The sequence below is a fragment of the Micromonospora sp. NBRC 110038 genome (genome assembly GCF_020884815.1).
Lineage (GTDB): Bacteria > Actinomycetota > Actinomycetes > Mycobacteriales > Micromonosporaceae > Micromonospora > Micromonospora haikouensis.
The window spans coordinates 385,313-404,399 of the sequence record NZ_BBOL01000003.1 but is presented as its reverse complement, the minus strand read 5'-3'; the positions used below and the strand labels follow the sequence as shown (position 1 = coordinate 404,399).

The window sequence follows — 19,087 nt, the reverse complement described above, 5'->3', positions numbered from 1 at the left end:
CGCCGTTTGTGTGGCCATGTTTGTCGTCGCATCCGTTGGGCGGCCGAGCACGTCACTGGGTCCGAGTCTCTGCTCGACCTCGCCGCGTGGGTCACCGCCCCGCACCGCTTCGCCGTCGCCCCTGGGACGCCTGCTGGCCGCATGGTCGCCGACCCGAAATGTGATGCAGCTGCGCCGTCGGAAACGTACGCCATATCTTTTCGCTGCCCGCCGATATTGGCGTCGGCAAAGTGGGAATAGGGATCCCCTTTCCCTGTTGACGGATTTCCTTCCGAGCGGCGGCCTCCTGACCGGGGTGCGTCAGGTGGGTCGACAGGGCCAGCTGGGCTGCTGGCCGCGCCGTGGAGAGGATCGGGGGGCGTGGGTGGCGTGCCGGCGTGGGCGGAGTATCGGCGTGCCGCCGGCTCGTGGGCGTGCCGGGCCGGCCGGCTGCGCCCGGCGGCGCGCGCGGCGGGCCCGCCCGGCGGCCTCGGCCAGCAGCTCCACCGGCGTGGCCAGGACCACGGCCAGCCAGCCCAGCCAGAAGCCTCCCGGCACCCGGAGCTGCCGTTCCCAGCGGGACACCTCGTGCCGGCTCAGCGTGGGCACGCCCGAGGCGGCGCAGAGCTCGGCGGCGAGGGCCTGCTGGCTGCGGCCCCGGCCCCGCCGGAGCCGGGCGAGCAGCGGCCCGAGCGGCTCGGGGCCGGGCGGCGTGGGTGGCGTCATCGGTCCTCCGGCAGGGGTCGGCGCGGGGGCGGCGTCGACCCGCGCACCAGGGCGGGACCGGCGCGCCGCCGATCGGTGCTGACCCCCGCGCGGGCCCCGTCCGCGCTACCGCCTGTCTACCCCGGGGGTACGACGCTCCGCCCGACCCACCGCTCGGGGAGGGCCCGTGCGGGGGCTCGCGTGGCGGTCGCGTCAGGTGGGAAGGTCCTGGGTGCGGTGCGTCCCGACAGCTAGAGTCGGTCCATGGCTCTCGGTCTACCCTCGGTCCTCCCCAACCCGCAGCCGGCGATCGGGGAGCTGATCCGTGACCGTCAGCCCACCTTCTCGTTCGAGTTCTTCCCGCCCAAGACAGCCCAGGGCGAGCGGCTGCTGTGGCAGGCGATCCGCGAGCTGGAGTCGCTGCGTCCCTCGTTCGTCTCGATCACCTACGGGGCCGGCGGGTCGACCCGGGACACCACGGTCGCGGTGACCGAGCGGATCGCCACCGAGACCACCCTGCTGCCGATGGCGCACCTCACCGCCGTCAACCACTCCGTCGCCGAGCTGCGCAACGTCATCGGCCGGCTGGCCGGCGTCGGGGTGCGCAACGTGCTGGCCGTGCGGGGCGACCCGCCGGGCGACCCGGGCGGGGAGTGGGTCCGCCACCCCGAGGGGGTGCTCTACGCCGAGGACCTGGTGCGGCTGGTGCGCGACTCCGGTGACTTCAGCGTCGGGGTGGCCGCTTTCCCCTACAAGCACCCGCGCTCGCCCGACGTGGCCAGCGACACCGCGCACTTCGTGCGTAAGTGCCGGGCCGGGGCGGAGTTCGCGATCACCCAGATGTTCTTCGACGCCGACGACTATCTGCGGCTGCGGGACCGGGTGGCGGCGGCGGGCTGCGACACCCCGATCCTGGCCGGGGTGATGCCAGTCACCCAGCTCAGCACGATCGAGCGGTCCGTGCAGCTGTCCGGGGCCCCTTTCCCGCCGGCCCTGGCCGCGCGCTTCGCCGAGGTGGCCGACGACCCGGAGGCGGTCCGCCGGCTCGGCATCGAGCAGGCGGCCGAGATGTGCCGGCGACTGCTCGACGAGGGCGTGCCCGGCATCCACTTCATCACCCTCAACCGGTCCACCGCGACCCGCGAGGTCTGGCAGCAGCTGCAGGTCGGCGCGCGGGTGTGACCCCAGTGGCGCGACACCACAGCGCCGGTGCGACGGTTGTTCCGTGGTGGGCACTTCGCTGAACTGGGACGAGTACGCGACGGCGTGGGCGCGGCTGCACGGGGGCTTCGACCCCCGGGCGGCGGCCCCGGTGGTCCGCGCCTGGCTGCGGTTCGCCTACCACGTCGGGTACGTGCTGGGCCGGCTCCGGGTCACCCCGACCGCCGTCACCGTGGCGGGGGTGCTGCTCTGCCTCTGCGTGCCGCTGTTCGCCGTCCGGCCGGTGAGCGGGCCGGTGCTCGCGGCACTGTTCGTGCTGGCCGCGTCGGTGGCCGACAGCGTCGACGGGGCGGTGGCGGTGGCCACCAACCGCACCACCCGGCTCGGCTACGTCTACGACTCCGTCGCCGACCGGCTCGGCGAGGCCGCCTGGCTGACCGCGTTCTGGCTGGTGGGCGCGCCGGGCGCGCTGGTCGCCGCCGCCGGCGGGCTGTCCTGGCTGCACGAGTACGTCCGGGCCCGGTCGGTGTCGGCCGGGATGCGGGAGATCGGCGCGGTCACCGTGGGGGAGCGGCCCACCCGGGTCTGCGTGGCCCTGGTCGGGCTGCTGCTGGCCGGCCTCGCCGGGCTGATCGACCCGGACCTGACCGCCGGCACGATCACCATGGCCACGGCCGTCTGGGTGCTGCTGGCCGGCTTCGGGCTGGGCCAGCTGCTCGCCGCCGTCCGCCGCGCCCTCATCGAGGCCGGCTGACCCTCCGTCGCCCTCCCCTATTCCCAGGCGGGGCCGATGGCGTCGGCGACGATCTGCGCGGAGAGGGTGACCATCGGCAGGCCGCCCCCCGGGTGCCCGGAGCCGCCGACCAGCCACAACCCGGCCGCCGGCCCCCGGTTCGCCGGGCGCAGCAGGCCACCCGCCGTGCCGTAGATCGCACCGCCGGGCGCGCCGGTCGCGGCGTCCAGGTCGGCCGGGGTGCGGACCTCCCGGAACACCAGCCGGTCGCGCACGTCCACGCCGCGCTCGGCGAGCACGTCGAGGACCCGGTCGGCGTACGCGTCGGCCAGGCCCGGCCGCCGCCAGTCCACCGCGCCCGTGGCGGTGCCGTGGCGGGGCGCGTTGACCAGCACGAACCACGCCTCGTGCCCGGCGGGGCGCACCGCCGGGTCGTCGGCGACGGTGACGAAGACGGTCGGATCGGGCGCGGGCCGGGCCCGCACGCCCCGCCCGGGGTGGCCGAAGACCGCGTCGAACTCGGCGTCGTAGTCGCGCGGGAAGAACACGTTGTGGTGGGCCAGGCCGGTCTCGCCGGCCACCCCGAGCAGCAGCACGAACCCGGCGAGGCTGCGGTCGGTCAGCCCGGCCAGCCGGCGCGGGCTGGGCAGCAGGTCCCGGTAGAGGGTTAGCGCGTCGACGTTGGCGACCACCACGTCGGCGGGCACGGGCGCGGCGACGCCGGCGAGGCGTACCCCGTGGACCCGGCCGCCCGCCGCGTCGATCCGGGTGACCGTGGTGCCGGTCTGCACGACCACGCCCAGGTCCAGGCAGCGGGTCAGCAGCGCGTCGGCGAGGGTGCCCAGGCCGCCGCGCAGATACCAGCCGCCGAACGCCAGCTCCGCGTACGGTACGGCGACCAGCGCCGCCGGGGCCCGGCGCGGGTCGGCCCCGGTGTAGGTGGCGTACCGGTCCAGCAGCATCCGCAGCCGGGGGTCGGCCAGGTGCCGGCGGCCCAGCCCGCGCAGGGTGCGCCCGGGGGCGATGGCGGCGAGGTCGCCCAGCCGCCAGGCCAGCGCGGCGAGGTCCAGCGGCGAGTCGACGGGCCGGCGCAGGATGTCGCGGTGCGAGGCGTCCCAGACCCGGGCGGCCCGCCGCCACAGCCGCTGCCAGTCGGCGGCGGCCCGGTCGCCGAACGCCGCGCCGACGCGGCCGGCGAACTCGGCCGGGTCGGCGCAGGAGTCGAGGGTGGGCCCGCCGCCGGGGAAGACGTGCCGGACGATCGGGTCCAGCGGGGCCAGGTCGAGATATTCGTCGAGCTTCGCGCCGGTCGCCTCGAACAGGTCGTGGAAGACCTCCGGGAGGGTGAGCAGGCTGGGCCCGGTGTCGAAGTGGAACGCACCGGCCGGGGTGTCGTGGACGTACCGGCCGAGCTTGCCGCCGACCGTGCCGGCCTGCTCGAAGACGGTCACCTCGTGCCCGGTGGCGGCCAGCCGGGCGGCGGTGGCCAGCCCACCCACCCCGGCACCGACGACCACGATCCGCGCCATGACGTGCCCTCCTAGCTGACCGGGCGACCCCGCCAGGACAGACGACGCCGCTTCCGCAGATGGTACGACCGCGCGGTCAGCCAGCCGAGGACCACGACCGACACGGGGTGGCCGAGCGCGTCGGGCCACCACCGGCCGCCGGTGGCGCGGGCGCTGACCGCCCGCCCGGCCACCCCGAGCAGCCAGGCCAGCGCCGCCACCGCCGCGACCGCCGGGGCGCCCGCGACCAGGGCGGCCAGCGCGACCAGCGGGGGAGCCGTGTAGAGCAGCAGCAGCGCCGCCACCACGGCCGCCGCCGCGCCGGGATGACCGAACGAGGCCCACAGCGACTTGGTGTAGCCGTCGCGCAGCTGCGGCCAGTCGTCGTACATCCGGCAGGTGGCCAGCCGGGAGCCGTCGGCGAGGGCGATCCGGCCGCCGGAGCGCTTGACCGCGCGGGCCAGTTCGATGTCCTCCAGCACCCGGTCGGCCACGGCGGCGTGCCCGCCGGCCGCCGCGTAGCCGGCCCGGTCGACCACGAGGAACTGCCCGCCGGCCGCCGCCAGCGACGGCCGCGGCGAGCGCTCCATCGCCCGCAGCGGCAGGAAGGTCAGCCACAGCCACTGCAGCAGCGGCTGCACCAGCCGGTCCGTCGGGGTCCGGGTCACGATCCTCGGGTACGGCGACAGCAGCGTCACCCGCGCGGCGCGCAGCTCGGCGACGGCCGCCGCCACCGCGTACGGGGCGAGGACGACGTCGGCGTCGACGAAGGCCAGCGCGGTGGCGGCCGGGTCGGCGCGGGCGGCGAGCTGGTGGCAGGCGTGCGGCTTGCCCAGCCAGCCCGGCGGCGGAGCGACGCCGGTGAGCAGGGTGACCCGGTCGTCGTCGCCGGCGACCGCGCGGACCACGTCGGCGGTGCCGTCGGTGGAGCCGTCGTCGAGCACCACGATCCGCAGCCCGGGCACGCCGCGCTGGGCGAGCAGCGACTCCAGGCACGGGGTGACCCGGTCGGCCTCGTCGCGCAGCGGCAGCAGCACCGCGACGGCCTCGGCGACCTCGACGGGCCCGCCGGCCGGGCGGCGCAGCCACCGGGTGGCGTTGACCCAGGTGTGCGCGGTGAGCGCGGCGACGGCGGCGATCAGCAGCAGGACGCCGGTCATGCGGTCGCGTCGGCGGGCGGACCCTGCTGGGGCTGCCGGTCCTGCCGGGGTCGCTGGCCCGGCTGGTCCGGCCGGCGGTCGCGGCCCAGCGCCAGGGCCAGCGGGACGGCGGCGACCGCCATGCCGGCCGCGCCCCACACCGCCGACGCGGGCAGGCCGAGGAAGACCGCGTGCGCCAGGACGCTGGAGGCGTACGTCCACAGGTAGAGCGCGAACATCGGGGCGTCGCCGGGGCCGGCCCGGTCGACGACCGCCCCGGCCAGCGGGCGCAGCGCCGCCATCAGCAACACCGCGAACAGCAGCCAGCCGAGGTAGTTGCTGACGGGCACGCCGGGCAGGCCGGGCAGCGCGGGGGTGGCGTCCCGCCACACCCAGTAGCCCTCGGCGACCATCTGCGGGTCGAGGAACAGGTCCCACGCGGCGAGCCCGACGGCGGCGAGGGCCACCCGGGCGACGCCGGGGGAGACGAGCCGGGCCGCCGTGAGCCAGGCGGGCCAGGCCATCCAGGTCCAGGCCAGGGGGATGACCAGCGGCACCCCGGCCAGCTTCGGGCCCAGCTCCCCGGAGTAGTCGTAGCTGCCGAACGGGAAGCCGGTGGCCACCCCGAGCGCCTCGATGGCGAAGCCGCCCCCGGTGGCCACCGCGACCAGCGCCGCCGCCGCGCGGGGACCCCGGGTCAGCAGCGCGTGGCCGACCGAGAGGAGGTATCCGAGGACGACGGTGGCCACGGTCAGCCCGGCCCGGGTGGCGCCGACGGTGAGCGGGTAGCAGATCTGGGCCAGGACCAGCACGCCCAGCCCCACCCAGGGCAGCAGCGGCCGGAGCCCGGGCCGGGTCACGGCGCGGCCGATCCCGGTGCCGGGGCGGCCGGGCCGGCCGGCGCGGGGGCGGCGGGACCGGCCCGGTCGGCGGAGCTGCCGGCGGCCGGGCCGGCCGGGGCCGGCGGGGTGAGCGGGAGGTCCCGGCCGAGGATGCCGAACGGGCGTTCGTCGCCGGGGAAGTGGAAGTGGCGCAGCACGTCGACGAAGCCGAACCGGCGGTACAGCCGCCAGGCCCGGGAGCGCTGCTCGTCGGCCTCGGGCGTGGAGAGCAGGGTGGTGCTGCCCGGTGCCATCGTGAGCAGCGCGGTGAGCTGCCGGGTGCCCAGGCGGTGCCCCTGGGCGGGCGGCCGGACGTGCAACTCGACCACCTCGAAGCAGTCGGCGAGCCAGCGCTGCCGGGCACCGGCGGTCAGCGCCCGGTGCACCTGGTCGTGCCACCACTGGCCGGGCGTGCCGAGGTAGCCGTACCCGAAGCCGGCCAGGTGCCCCTCGGAGGTGAGGCTGGCCACGGCGCGGAAGCCGGGACGGCGCACGTGGGTGGCGATGTAGCCGCGCCGCGCCTCCAGCAGGTCGGCCCGGTAGTTCATCGCCTCGCCGTAGACGGCCACCACGTCGTCCAGCCGTCGGACCAGGTCGTCCGGCGTCCAGCGCACCAGCCTCATGCCCGCCCATCCTTCGCCGTTGCCGCGTCGCCGTCGGCGACCCACCCCAGCACCGCCCGGTCGCCGACCACGTCGCGCACCTCGAACCGCGCGAAGAGCTCCTCCGCGTACCACCCCTCGGTGGGGGTGCGCGTGATCGCGGCGCGGTGCTCGGGGTGACGGTACGCGAACGCGACGAGGTCCGCCGGATCGCGCCACACGCTGACCGTGCCCTGCCAGCCCAGCGGGGCCTCGCCGACGCCGAACCGGGCCAGCAGGCCGGGCGCGGCGTGCAGGGCGGCGGCCACCGGCGGGACGGCCCGCCAGAAGGTGGCCGCCCGGCGGGCCCGCAGCCGGGCCCGGGTCAGCGCCAGCACCGGGCCGGCGACCCGACCGCCGGACGGCTCGCCGAACGGCCGCCGCCCGGACCACTCGCCCCGGCTGGTCAGCGGGCGCAGGTCGACCCGCACCGACGAGCGGGCGATGCGGGCCCAGGAGCGGCCCACCGGCGAGGCGTCGAAGCCGGCGGCGTCGGCCGCGCGGTCCCAGACGGCGAGGGCCGCCCAGCGGGTCAGGTCGGCGTCGCCGGGGCCGAAGCCGGTGCCCGTCCCGGTGCCGAGCAGCTTGCCGAACCGGACCCCGGTGGTGCGGCGCAACCGCGCCGGGTGCGCCGCCATCCGGGCCAGCGCGCCGGGCAGGGCGGCCCGGCCGATCCGCCAGACGTGCAGGGTGACCAGCTCGGGGACGCCGCTCACGCCACCTCGGTCGCGGTGCCGACGGTGATCCGCAGCAGCTCCGCGTACGTCGTGGGGAAGACCGCCTGGGGCACCCCGCCGGCCGCCCAGACCTCGTCGTAGCCGGCCAGGGCCACGTCGACGATGGTGCGCAGCGGCTCGGGGTGGCCGAGCGGGGCGACCCCGCCGATCGGCTGGCCGGTGTGCCTGCGGACGAACTCGGGGGTGGCCCGGCGCAGGTGGGTGAACCCGAGGTGCGCGGCCAGGCCGGCGACGTCCACCCGGTGCGCGCCGGAGGTGAGCACCAGCAGCGGCGCGTCGTCGGCGTCGAAGACGAGCGAGTTCGCGATGGCGCCGACGGCGACGCCGAGCGCGTCGGCCGCCGCCGCGGCGGTGTGCACCGCCTCGGGTAGCAGGCGGACCTCGCTGGGCCGGCCGGAGCCGTCCCGCGCGCCCGCGGCGTCGAGGGCCTCCTGCACGGCCCGCACGTTCGGGTGTGGCTGCATGCCGCCCATTCTCCCCGGTGCCGCACCGCCTTTTTCACCCACCCACGGCTACGCCGCGGCGGCCCCCGCCGCCGGCCGGGTGCCCGGCCAGCGCGGGGTGGCCCGGACCCGGCCGTCGGCGGTCACCAGCAGGGCGGCGTACCCGTCGAGGGTGGCCAGCCAGTCCAGGGCGTCCGGGCCCCCGGCGACGGCCGCCGTGGCGTACACGTCGGCCCAGAGCAGGTCGGGGCCGACCACGGTGACCGACCGGACGGCCTCGGCGGGCCGGCCGGCGCGCGGGTCGGTGATGTGCGTGCCGCGCCGGGCGGTGCCGGAGGTGGCGACCGCGCCCGACGCCCGCTCCAGCACGTCGAGCAGGTGCCCCGGGGACTGCGGGTCCTCGACGCCGACCCGCCACGCCGGCCGGTCGGGCGCGGCGCGCAGCAGCACGTCGCCCCCGGCGTTGAGGCACACGTCGTGGTCGGCCAGGTCGGTCAGCCACCGGGCGGCCCGCTCGACCGCCCAGCCCTTGACCAGCCCGGACGGGTCGAAGCCGACGCCGCCGCGCGGCAGCGGCAGCCGCCGGGCGTCGAACCGGCCGCCGGTGCGCAGCCGGGCCAGCTCGCACAGCTCGACCACCTCCCGCACCGCCGGGTCGGCGGTGGCCGGGTCGGGCGACCGGCCGGCGAGCCGGCCGAGGACGCTGTCCGGCCGGTACGTGCTGAACGTGTCGTCGGCCGCGCGCAGCTCGGCGAAGAACGCCTCCACCCGGGCGGCGACGGCCTCGTCGCGCACCCCGGGCCCGCGCAGGTGCACGCTCACCGGCAGTCCCATCACCTGTTCCACCCAGGCCCGCCGGCCCGGCTCGGTGGTCGTGGCCATCGTGTTCACCTTCCCGTTCACAGGTGGGCCGCGTCGATGGCAGCCTGGAGGGACTCCCGGTAGCCGTCGCTGGTGACGGTGGCCCCGGAGACCGTGTCGATGTCGGCGCTCTGCGCGGCCAGGGCCGACTGCCGCAGGATCGGCACCGCGTAGTCGTTGATCTGCTGGTCCCGGTGGTTGCCGTCGGGCACCTGGAGCGCGGTGACGTCGGTGATCTTCCCGCCGGAGACGGTGATCCGGACCTGCACCGGCCCCCACCGGGTCTGCGCCACCGACCCGTCGTACCGCCCGGCGCCGGTGCCGGACGAGCCGGTGCCGGTGCTGGTGCCCGACGGACCGGTGTCGGTGCCGGTGGCGGACGAGCCGGTGCCGGCGTTGCCGTCCGCGCCGGCGGCGATCGCGCTGCTCTCCCCGCCCACCCCCATCGTGCTGGTCTTGTAGCTGAACAGCAGCACCAGCGCCGCCACGGTGGACAGCAGCCACACGGTGATCCGTCGCATGGAAACCCCCTTCGCGCCTGTCACCAGGCAAAACGTTCGTGGTGGGTGTGCTCGTCGGGCACCCCGGCGGCGCGGGTGGCGGCCCGCGCCGCGTCGACCCAGCCGTCCGGGCCGCACAGGAAGACGTCGTGGTCGGCGATGTCGGGGGAGAGCCGGCGCAGCGCCTCGGCGTCGGGCACCCCTTCCGCGTACGCCGGCAGCCAGGCCGGTCGCCCGGCGCGCGGGCCGACCAGGTGGTGCACCACCACCCCGCGCTCGGCCGCGAGCCGGTCCAGCTCCGCGCGGAAGGCGATCTCCTCCTCGGTACGCGCGCGGTAGAGCAGCACCGCCTGCCCCGGGGCGTACGGCAGCTCCCACAGCAGCGCCAGCAGCGGCGTGACGCCGACCCCGCAGGCGAACATCGTGATCCCGCCGCCGCGCCAGTGCTCCCCGGTCAGCCGCCCGTACGGGCCCTCCAGCAGCACCCGGGTGCCGGGGCGCAGGGCGGCCACCCGGGCGCTGCCGTCGCCGAGGTCCTTCACGGTGATCCGCATCAGGTCCCCCGACGGGGGCGCCGACAGCGAGTACGGGTGGGCCCGGGACCAGCCGGGGCCGTCGAGGAACCGCCAGGAGAAGAACTGCCCCGCCCGGACGGGCAGCCGGTGCAGGTCCCGCCCGCGCAGCCACACCGACGTCACCCCCGGCGCCTCGGGCACCACCGCCGCCACCTCGACCCGGTGCCGCAGGGAGCGCCACGCCGGCAGCCCCAGCCGGAACACCAGCACGCTGCCCAGCGCCAGCAGGTACGCCGTCCACCAGTACGCCCGCGCGACGGGTGAGGCGACGAAGTCCGCGCCGGTCCAGAGCTGGTGCGGCAGCGCCAGCGCGATCCCCAGGTACGCGTACAGGTGCAGCAGGTGCCAGGACTCGTAGCGCAACCGGCGGCGGGCCGCCCGCACCGAGGTGACCACCACCAGCACCAGCAGGCCCAGCGCGGCGGTGGCCAGCAGCATCCCCGGGTACCCGGTGACCAGCAGCCAGAACTGCGTGACGACGTCCTCGCGGGCGGTGCCCGCGTACCCGATGGTGGTCAGCGCCACGTGGGCCAGCAGCAGGTGGAACGAGGCGAAGCCGGCGAGCCGGTGCCAGCGGGCGATCCGGTCCTGGCCGAAGCGCCGCTCGACCAGCGGCACCCGGGCCATCAGGACCACCTGGATCAGCATCAGGTCGGCGCTGAGCAGGCCGGTGAGCCTGCCGGCGGAGGTGAGGCCGGTCGCCACCCCGGACAGCAGCTCCTGCACCCCCCGGTCGGCCGTCCAGAGGGCGGTGACCACGAGCAGGCTGAGCGCGGCGGCGACGCCCGCCACGTCGGCCCACCAGCCGGGTGCCCCCGGCGGGACGAGGCGGACCGGGGCCGGTCGTTCGGCGACGGCGGCGCTCATCCGTCGATCGTTTCGGTACGGCTGACGTTCATGGGTCCACCCTGCGGCGGTGACCTCGACCGGCCCTTTGCGAAACCTGTGCGCGTACTGAGAATCCCGGCGGTCAGCGGCCGGCGGCGGCAGCGCCGGTGACCACCGCGTCGGGCGCGGGCGGCACGGTCTGCTGCCCGGGCGGGGCCGCCCGGGCCGTCTCGGCCAGCACCACCCCGAGCAGCACCAGCGCGCCGCCGCCGAGCTGGGCGACGTTGAGCGCCTCGCCCGCGCCGATGACCACCCAGGCGACCGCCGCGGCGAGCACCGGCTCCACCATGCCGACGATCCCGACGCTGGTCGCGGGCAGGTGCCGCATCGCGCCGGCCACCAGCAGGTACGGCACGACCGAGCCGAGCACCACCACGTACGCGCAGAGCAGCGCGACCGGCACGCCCCCGGCGCGGCCGGTCAGCGGCTCCCAGCCACCGGTGCCGGCGGTGACCGCCCGGGTGAGCAGCCCGGCCACGGCGGACCCGCCGAACGCCCAGGTGCACAGCGACAGGGTGTCGCGGCCCTGCACGCCCCGCGCCCCGAGCACGTAGTAGCCGGCCAGGAAGACCGCCGCGCCCACGCCGGCCAGCACGCCCAGGCCGTCCAGCCGCAGCCCGCCCCACACCTCGGCCACGCAGCCCAGCCCGACGAGGCTCAGCGCCAGGCCGACCCAGAGCCGGGGACGGACCCGGTGCCGCTGGCCGAACCGGGCCCAGAGGGCGACCAGCAGCGGGGCGGAGTACTCGAACAGCAGGCCGATCCCGACCGGCAGCCGGGAGATGGCGACGAAGTAGAGCATCGGCACCAGGAAGAAGCCGGTCAGGCCGTACCCGATCAGCAGCGGCAGCTGCCGGGCGGTGACCCGCAGCCGGCGCGCCCCCGGCCGCAGCGCGACGCTGAGCAGCAGCAGGATGGCGACCGCGCCCAGGGCGCGCAGCAGGGTCAGCTGCTGCGCGTTCAGGCCGGCCCGGAGCACCAGCTTGGAGACCGTGCCGTTGACGGCGAACAGGGCTCCCGAGCCGAGCACCATGGCGACACCGAGGGCGGGGCGGGGAGTCGTCACCAGCAGAGGCTAGCGTCGCCGCCTGTTTCGGCACGCCGGCCCGCCACACGTTGCGTTTTCGTCGGGGGCGGGGTGTACTGTCAGCAGTAGTTAGAACGAGTGTTCGATTGCCTCGAACGCCCGTTCCAACAACCCGGGGTGGTGTTTCGCGGCGCCGGCCCCGGGCGGTGCGGCTCCGCGGGCCGCACCTGGGTCCCGGGCAGTCGCGAGTCCGGGCCCGTCAGGCAGGCGCGTCGCCCGCCGCCCACGACCCCCGGGCGGCGGGCGACGAACCCGCCGATATCGCCGGCCGGGTGTGGTGTGGGGAAGCGTCCACACCCGGCCGGCCCCACCCGGTGCGTCTTCCTCCGCACCACCCGACCCGGCCCGTGCCGGCGGCCCCGGCCGCCGTGCCCGGCCCCGGCCACGTGGAGGAGACAGCCCATGCCGACCAACTCGGCCCAGCCACCGACGGTGCCGGCGCACGTGCTGCCGAACCGCACCCCGGCCCAGCTCCTCGCGGTGGCCCGGCACGGGCTGGCGGAGGCCGCCCGCACCCGCCCCGACGGCCTGCGCTACGCCGCGGCCCACCTCGCCGCCCTCCGCGCCGCCGCGGCCGTGCTCGCCGCTCGCGCCCGCCCCGCGCCGGCCCGGCGACACCGCATCACCAGCGTCTGGGTCCTGCTCTGCACCGTCGCCCCCGAGATGGACGAGTGGGCCGCCTACTTCGCCGCCGGCGCGGGCAAGCGCGCCGCCGCCGAGGCCGGCATCCCCCGCGTGGTCAGCGCCCGGCAGGCCGACGACCTGCTCCGGGCGGCCGAGCAGTTCGTGACGGTGGTGGAGACCTCCCTCGGGCTGACCCACCAGCCGGCGCTCGACGGCCTCGCCGCCTGACCGCGACCGGCACCCACCCAGCACAGCACTTCGGCACTTCGGCACAGCACTTCGGCAACGACGGGCGAGGCACGACAGGGGGTAGGTCCGATGGCGGGCCGCATGGTGGTCGGTTCCGCCGCACTGGCCGGCCTGGTCCGTCCGGCGAGCGCGCCGGACCCGGCCGGGGCGCACCGGATGCTGCCGGTGGCCGCCGAGCTGACCGGCCTGCTGCCCAGCCGGGGGCTGCGTCGGGGCAGCACGATCGCGGTCGCCGCCGGCCAGCCCCGGCACAGCGGCGGCACCTCCCTGGTGCTGGCGCTGCTCGCCGAGGCGTCCCGGGCCGGCTCGTGGTGCGCCGTGGTGGGGGTGCCGACCTTCGGCGCGGGGGCGGCGGCCGAGGCCGGCATCGCCCTGGACCGGCTCGCCCTGGTGCCGCAGCCCGGGCCGGACTGGCCGACCGTCGTCGCCGCCCTGATCGACGGGGTGGACGTGGTGGTCGCCGCCGTGCCGGCCACCGTCTCCGCCTCCGTGGCCAACCGGCTGGCCGCCCGGGCGCGGCAGCGCGGCAGCGTGCTCGTCCCGTACGGCCGGTGGGACGGCGCAGACGTCACGCTGCAGGTGGTCCGGGGCGTCTGGGAGGGGCTGGGCCAGGGCCGGGGCCGGCTGCGGCGGCGCGAGGTCACCATCTGCGCCCGGGGGCGGGGCGCGGCGGCCCGGCCCAAGGAGATCAAGGTCTGGCTTCCCGGAGACGCGCTCACCCGGGTCATCCCCCGTTCACCCGTCGCGTCGGGCGTCTCCGCCACCGGCCGCTCGGCCGCCGGCCGGCTCCGCCCCGTCCCGCCGCCGTCGGCCGCGCTGCGGTCGTCCGAGTTGCCGCGGTCGTCCGCGTCGTCGTCGCCCGCCGCGTCGTCGTCGCCGTCGTCGGCCGTCCCGCTGTCGTCGGCCGTCCCGCTGTCGTCGGCCGTCCCGCTGTCGTCGGCCGTCCCGCCGTCGGTGGCCGTCCCGCCGTCGTCGGACGCACCGCCCCGCCGGGGCGCGCTCACCGTGGTCGGCCCGGCGTGACCGATGCGCCGGCGCGGACGCTGCTGCTCTGGTGCCCCGACTGGCCGGTGCTCGCCGCCGAGCTCGTCGACGGGGTGCCGGCGACCGGGGCGGTGGCCGTGCTGCACGCCAACCGGGTGGTCGCCTGCTCCGAGGCGGCCCGCGCCGAGGGCGTCCGCCGGGGCCTGCGCAAGCGGGAGGCGCAGGGGCGCTGCCCCCGGCTGACCGTCGTCGACCACGACCCGGGGCGGGACGCCCGGGCCTTCGAGCCGGTGGTCGCCGCCGTCGAGGAGTTGGCCGCCGGTGTCGAGGTGGTGCGTCCCGGCGCCTGCGCGCTGGCCGCCCGGGGCCCGGCCCGCTACCTGGGCGGCGAGGAGGCGGCCGCCGAGCGGATCATCGAGCACGTCGCCCAGACCTGTGCGGTGGAGAGCCAGGTGGGCATCGCCGACGGGGTGTTCGCCGCCGGCCTGGCGGCCCGGGACGGGCGGGTGGTGCCCCCCGGCGGCACCCCCGGTTTCCTGGCGGGCCTGCCGGTGGAGGCGCTCGGCCGGCCGGCCCTGGCCGACCTGCTGCGCCGGCTCGGCGTACGCACCCTGGGGGGCTTCGCCGCGCTGCCGGCCGGGGACGTGCTGGCCCGGTTCGGGTTCGACGGCGCGCTGGCCCACCGGCTCGCCGCCGGCCGGGACCACCGGCCGTTGGCCGTCCGCCGGCCCCCGGCGGACCTGGCCGTCACCGCCGACCACGACGAGCCGATCGACCGGGTCGACGCCGCCGCCTTCGCCGCCCGGGCGCTGGCCGAGCGGCTGCACGACCGGCTCGCCGCGCACGGGCTGGCCTGCACCCGGCTGGGCATCGAGGCGGTCACCGCCGACGGCCAGGAGCTGCACCGCGTGTGGCGGCACGACGGGCTGCTCACCGCGGCGGCCGTCGCCGACCGGGTGCGGTGGCAGCTCGACGGCTGGCTCACCGGCAGCGCCGGCCGCCCCGGTGCCCGCCCGACCCGCCCGACGGCCGGGATCATCCGGCTGCGCCTGGTGCCCGACGGGGTGCTCGCCCGGGCCGACCTGCAACCCGGGCTGTGGGGGGAGACGGGCGAGGAACGTGAGCGGGCGCACCGGGCGCTGAGCCGGGTGCAGGGCCTCCTCGGCCCCGAGGCGGTGGTCACCGCGGTGCTCGGCGGCGGCCGGTCACCGGACGACCAGGTGCGGCTGGTGCCGTGGGGCGACGAACGGCTGCCCGCCCGCCCCGGCGAGCAGACCGGCCCTGCCCGGGCCGGCGAGTTGGCTGGCCCTGCCCGCCCCGGCGAGCCGACCGGCCCTGCTCGCCCCGGCGGGTTGGCGGGCCCCGTCCGGGCCGGTGGGGCTGGAGGGCCGGGCCATGCTGACCGGTCCGGTGGGGCTGGCGGGTTCGACCGGTCCGGTGGGCCTACCCGGGGAGGGGCGGCCTCGTCCGGGCGGGGCGCGTCGCCGCCGTGGCCGGGTCGGCTGCCGCCGCCCTCGCCGGCCGTGGTGCTGCCCGCCCCGATTGCCGCGACCGTCCACGACGCGGCCGGCGAGCCGGTCGGGGTCAGCGCGCGGCTCCAGCTCACCGCCGCCCCGGCGCGGCTGGCCGTCGGCGCGGCCCGGCCGGTGGAGATCGTCGGCTGGGCCGGCCCGTGGCCGGTGGACGAGCGCTGGTGGTCCCCGGCGGAGGCCCGCCGCCGGGCCCGGTTCCAGGTGTGCCTGGCCGACGGGGCGGCCCTCCTGCTGGCGGTCGAGTCCGGCCAGTGGCTGGTGGAGGCCATCTATGACTGACCGCCGCCCCACCCCCACCCTGCCGCCGTCGCCGACCGATCTTGGAAGTTCGTGGCCCCTCCAGGGGCCGGAAACTTCCAAGATCTCCGTGGCTCGGGGTGTGCGGTGAGCTTTCACAATCCCGGCGTGGGGTGGGGGGAGTTGGAGCGGGTGCTCTCCGGCCGGGCCGGGCCGGGTCCGGCCGGGTCAGGGCGGGCCGGGACGGGGCGGGGCGGTGAGGCGGGTCGGAGCAGAGAGCAGGGCGGCGCGGGCGGGCGGCACCTGTGGGCCGTGGACCCACCCGTGGTGGATCCCCTCGCCGTCGACGCCGATGGGGGCGACGGCCCCGCCTGGAGCCGCCGCCGGGGCCGGTACACCCCGCCGGAGCCACCCCGCACCGGCGGCGGCCCGGGTGGCGGCGGGCCGGGCAGCGGTGCCGTGCCGTACGCCGAGCTGCACGCGCACAGCAACTTCAGCTTCCTCGACGGGGCCAGCCACCCCGAGGAGCTGGCCGAGGAGGCGGCCCGGCTCGGGCTCACCGCGCTCGCCGTCACCGACCACGACGGCTTCTACGGCGTGGTGCGCTTCGCCGAGGCGGCCCGCGCGCTGCACCTGCCGACGGTCTTCGGCGCGGAGCTGTCCCTCGGGCTGCCCGGCCCGCAGAACGGCGAGCCCGACCCGCTCGGTGCGCACCTGCTGGTGCTCGCCCACGGCCACGAGGGATACGCGCGGCTCGCCGCCACCATCTCCCGGGCTCAGCTGCGCGGCGGCCAGAAGGGTCGCCCCGACTACGGGGAGCTGGAGGAGGTCGCCGCCGAGCTGCGCGACCACGTCCTGGTGCTCACCGGCTGCCGCAAGGGGCACGTGCCGGCCGCGCTGCTCACCGCGGGCGTCGACGCGGCGGCCCGGGAGCTGGACCGGCTCACCGCGCTGTTCGGCGCGGAGACGGTGGCGGTGGAGCTGACCGACCACGGGCACCCGGTCGACGGCGACCGCAACGACGCGCTCGCCGAGCTGGCCCGCGCCGCCGGGCTGCCCACGGTGGCCACGAACAACGTGCACTACGCCACCCCGGGCCGCCGCCGGCTGGCCACCACCCTGGCCGCCGTGCGGGCCCGGCGCAGCCTCGACGAGATCGACGGCTGGCTGCCCGCCGCCGGCACCGCCCACCTGCGCGACGGGGCGGAGATGGCGGCGCGGTTCGCCGCGTACCCGGGTGCGGTGGCGCGGGCCGCCGAGTTCGGCGCGGAGCTGGCGTTCGACCTGCAACTGGTCGCGCCGAAGCTGCCGGCGTACCCGGTGCCGCCGGGGCACACCGAGATGAGCTGGCTGCGCGAGCTGACCATGGCCGGGGCCCACGAGCGGTACGGGCCGCCCGGGGCGCACCCGGAGGCGTACGCGCAGCTCGACCACGAGCTGCGGATGATCGACGAGCTGGGCTTCCCCGGCTACTTCCTGGTGGTCTACGACATCGTCGCGTTCTGCCGCGAGCAGGACATCTACTGCCAGGGCCGGGGGTCGGCGGCCAACTCGGCGGTCTGCTACGCGCTGCGGATCACCAACGTGGACGCGGTGCGGCACCGGCTGCTGTTCGAGCGGTTCCTCGCCCCGGAGCGCGACGGGCCGCCCGACATCGACGTGGACATCGAGTCCGACCGCCGGGAGGAGGTGATCCAGCACGTCTACGCCCGGTACGGCCGGGAGCACGCCGCCCAGGTCGCCAACGTCATCTCCTACCGGCCGCGCTCGGCGGTGCGGGACGTGGCGAAGGCGTTCGGCTTCTCGCCCGGCCAGCAGGACGCCTGGAGCAAGCAGATCGACCGCTGGGGCTCGGTCGCCGCGGTCGACGCCGAGGACGTCCCCGAGCAGGTCGTGGCGTACGCGAACGAGCTGCAGACGTTCCCGAGGCACCTGGGCATCCACTCCGGCGGGATGGTGATCTGCGACCGGCCGGTGATCGAGGTCTGCCCGGTGGAGTGGGGGCGGATGCCCGGCCGCAGCGTGCTGCAGTGGGACAAGGACGACTGCGCCGCCGTCGGGCTGGTCAAGTTCGACCTGCTCGGCCTCGGCATGCTCTCGGCCCTGCACTACGGCTACGACATGATCGGCGAGACCCTCGACCTGGGCGACATGACCCTCGACGACCCCGAGGTCTACGACATGCTCTGCCGGGCCGATTCGGTGGGGGTGTTCCAGGTGGAGAGCCGCGCCCAGATGGCCACCCTGCCCCGGCTCAAGCCCCGCGAGTTCTACGACCTGGTGGTGGAGGTGGCGCTGATCCGGCCCGGCCCGATCCAGGGCGGCTCGGTGCACCCGTACATCCGGCGGCGCAACGGCCAGGAGCCGGTGGCGTACCCGCACCCGCTGATGCGCAACGCGCTGGAGAAGACCCTCGGCGTGCCGCTGTTCCAGGAGCAGCTCATGCAGCTCGCCATCGACCTGGCCGGCTTCGACGCGGCGGAGGCCGACCAGCTGCGCCGGGCCATGGGGGCGAAGCGGTCGGTGCAGCGGATGGCGCGGATCGCCGACCGGCTCTACGCGGGGATGGCCGAGCGGGGCATCGCCGGCGAGCTGGCCGACGACGTCTACCGCAAGCTCACCGCGTTCGCCAGCTACGGCTTCCCGGAGAGCCACGCGATGAGCTTCGCCTACCTGGTGTACGCCAGCTCCTGGCTCAAGCGCTACCACCCGGGCCCGTTCCTGGCCGCGCTGCTCAACGCCCAGCCGATGGGTTTCTACTCGCCGCAGACCCTGGTGGACGACGCGCGGCGGCACGGGGTGGAGGTGCGCCGGCCGGACGTCAACGCCAGCGGCGCGAAGGCCGTGCTGGAGTCCACCCCGGACACCCGGTGGGGCAGCGTGCCGGGCGAGCCGCCGCACGCGTGGGGGCTGGGCGGTCCGGCGGTGCGGCTCGGGCTGGGCGGGGTGCGTACCCTCGGCGACGGGGTGGCCGAGCGGATCGAGGCGGAGCGGGCGGCGCACGGGCCGTACCGCGACATGCCGGACCTGGCCCGGCGCGTGGGCCTGCCGGCCGCGCAGCTGGAGGCGCTGGCCACCGCCGACGCCTTCGCCTGCTTCGGGCTGACCCGGCGGCAGGCGCTCTGGGCCGCCGGGGCGGCCGCCCAGGACCGGCCGGGCCGGCTGCCGGGCACGGTGACCGGCGCGACCGCGCCGACGCTGCCCGGCATGGACGCGGTGGACCGCCTCGTCGCCGACGTCTGGGCGACGGGCCTGTCGCCGGAGAGCCACCCGGCCCGGTTCCTGCGCGACCGGCTCGACGCCCTCGGCGCGGTGCCGATCGCCCGGCTGGGGCGGGTGGAGCCGGGCCGGCGGATCCGCGTCGGCGGGATCGTCACCCACCGGCAGCGGCCGGCGACCGCCGGCGGGGTCACCTTCCTCAACCTGGAGGACGAGACCGGCATGCTCAACGTCACCTGCTCGCCGGGGCTGTGGCAGCGCTACCGGAAGGTGGCGCGCACCAGCGCCGCGCTGGTGGTGCGCGGCCGGTTGCAGCGGCACGAGGGGGTGACCAACCTGACCGCCGACCGGCTCGACCCGATCGAGCCGCCGGTCGCCCCGGCCTCCCGCGACTTCCGCTGAGG

The 19,087-nt window shown here is 77.2% G+C and carries 15 protein-coding genes and 2 pseudogenes; 6 read left to right on the top strand and 11 right to left on the bottom strand.

Annotation, left to right across the window (positions count from 1 at the left end):
- Positions 1-300 precede the first annotated feature (300 nt).
- Complete coding sequence (locus tag LPU61_RS13480; protein ID WP_229405075.1) at positions 301-705, bottom strand: helix-turn-helix domain-containing protein; 405 nt, start codon at positions 703-705, stop codon at positions 301-303.
- Positions 706-948: 243 nt separating this feature from the next.
- On the opposite strand from LPU61_RS13480, the gene metF reads away from it, so the two are divergent.
- Positions 949-1,866 (top strand): methylenetetrahydrofolate reductase [NAD(P)H], encoded by a 918-nt coding sequence (gene metF, locus LPU61_RS13475; protein ID WP_043967244.1) that lies wholly within the window; start codon positions 949-951, stop codon positions 1,864-1,866.
- 43 nt (positions 1,867-1,909) lie between these two features.
- The gene (locus LPU61_RS13470) at positions 1,910-2,599 is read left to right on the top strand and encodes a CDP-alcohol phosphatidyltransferase family protein (RefSeq protein WP_043967246.1); all 690 of its coding nucleotides are present in this window, start codon (positions 1,910-1,912) and stop codon (positions 2,597-2,599) included.
- A 17-nt stretch (positions 2,600-2,616) separates the two neighbouring features.
- On the opposite strand, the gene LPU61_RS13465 is transcribed toward LPU61_RS13470, so the two are convergent.
- From LPU61_RS13465 to LPU61_RS13420, 10 genes and pseudogenes are all read right to left on the bottom strand, one after another.
- On the bottom strand, positions 2,617-4,107 hold the full coding sequence (locus LPU61_RS13465; protein ID WP_043967248.1) for an NAD(P)/FAD-dependent oxidoreductase: 1,491 nt from the start codon (positions 4,105-4,107) through the stop codon (positions 2,617-2,619).
- Positions 4,108-4,118: 11 nt separating this feature from the next.
- A complete protein-coding gene (locus LPU61_RS13460) occupies positions 4,119-5,246 on the bottom strand; it encodes a glycosyltransferase family 2 protein (protein ID WP_229405074.1) in 1,128 nt (375 codons plus the stop codon).
- Positions 5,243-6,097 carry a carotenoid biosynthesis protein gene (locus tag LPU61_RS13455; RefSeq protein WP_374199676.1) on the bottom strand — a complete coding sequence of 285 codons (855 nt, stop codon included), beginning with the start codon at positions 6,095-6,097 and terminating at the stop codon, positions 5,243-5,245. Before LPU61_RS13455 ends, LPU61_RS13460 begins: the two co-directional genes overlap by 4 nt.
- A 71-nt stretch (positions 6,098-6,168) precedes the next feature.
- Positions 6,169-6,729 (bottom strand): annotated as a pseudogene (locus tag LPU61_RS13450) (GNAT family N-acetyltransferase); the annotation flags it as partial.
- The gene (locus LPU61_RS13445; protein ID WP_043967254.1) at positions 6,726-7,463 is read right to left on the bottom strand and encodes a monooxygenase; all 738 of its coding nucleotides are present in this window, start codon (positions 7,461-7,463) and stop codon (positions 6,726-6,728) included. The pseudogene LPU61_RS13450 and the gene LPU61_RS13445, both read right to left, overlap by 4 nt.
- The gene (locus LPU61_RS13440) at positions 7,460-7,948 is read right to left on the bottom strand and encodes a YbaK/EbsC family protein (RefSeq protein WP_043969301.1); all 489 of its coding nucleotides are present in this window, start codon (positions 7,946-7,948) and stop codon (positions 7,460-7,462) included. The genes LPU61_RS13445 and LPU61_RS13440 overlap by 4 nt, the downstream gene beginning before the upstream one ends.
- A gap of 48 nt (positions 7,949-7,996) precedes the next feature.
- The gene (locus tag LPU61_RS13435; protein ID WP_229405072.1) at positions 7,997-8,809 is read right to left on the bottom strand and encodes an FAD:protein FMN transferase; all 813 of its coding nucleotides are present in this window, start codon (positions 8,807-8,809) and stop codon (positions 7,997-7,999) included.
- Between the two features lie 17 nt (positions 8,810-8,826).
- On the bottom strand, positions 8,827-9,309 hold the full coding sequence (locus LPU61_RS13430; protein WP_229405071.1) for an FMN-binding protein: 483 nt from the start codon (positions 9,307-9,309) through the stop codon (positions 8,827-8,829).
- A gap of 20 nt (positions 9,310-9,329) precedes the next feature.
- Positions 9,330-10,730 (bottom strand): ferric reductase-like transmembrane domain-containing protein, encoded by a 1,401-nt coding sequence (locus tag LPU61_RS13425; RefSeq protein ID WP_229405070.1) that lies wholly within the window; start codon positions 10,728-10,730, stop codon positions 9,330-9,332.
- Positions 10,731-10,833: 103 nt separating this feature from the next.
- Positions 10,834-11,817, bottom strand: coding sequence for a DMT family transporter (locus LPU61_RS13420; protein ID WP_199486133.1), 984 nt, complete (start codon positions 11,815-11,817; stop codon positions 10,834-10,836).
- A 423-nt stretch (positions 11,818-12,240) separates the two neighbouring features.
- Here LPU61_RS13420 and LPU61_RS13415 point away from each other — a divergent pair, with 423 nt between their 5' ends.
- The 4 genes and pseudogenes from LPU61_RS13415 to LPU61_RS13400 all read left to right on the top strand — a co-directional run bounded on the left by LPU61_RS13415 (position 12,241) and on the right by LPU61_RS13400 (position 19,085).
- Complete coding sequence (locus tag LPU61_RS13415) at positions 12,241-12,690, top strand: SAV_6107 family HEPN domain-containing protein (protein WP_043967260.1); 450 nt, start codon at positions 12,241-12,243, stop codon at positions 12,688-12,690.
- A 90-nt stretch (positions 12,691-12,780) separates the two neighbouring features.
- Positions 12,781-13,557, top strand: a pseudogene (locus tag LPU61_RS13410) (hypothetical protein); the annotation flags it as partial.
- Between the two features lie 173 nt (positions 13,558-13,730).
- A complete protein-coding gene (locus LPU61_RS13405; RefSeq protein ID WP_229405069.1) occupies positions 13,731-15,506 on the top strand; it encodes a DNA polymerase Y family protein in 1,776 nt (591 codons plus the stop codon).
- Between the two features lie 105 nt (positions 15,507-15,611).
- The gene (locus LPU61_RS13400) at positions 15,612-19,085 is read left to right on the top strand and encodes an error-prone DNA polymerase (RefSeq protein WP_229405068.1); all 3,474 of its coding nucleotides are present in this window, start codon (positions 15,612-15,614) and stop codon (positions 19,083-19,085) included.
- Positions 19,086-19,087: the final 2 nt, after the last annotated feature.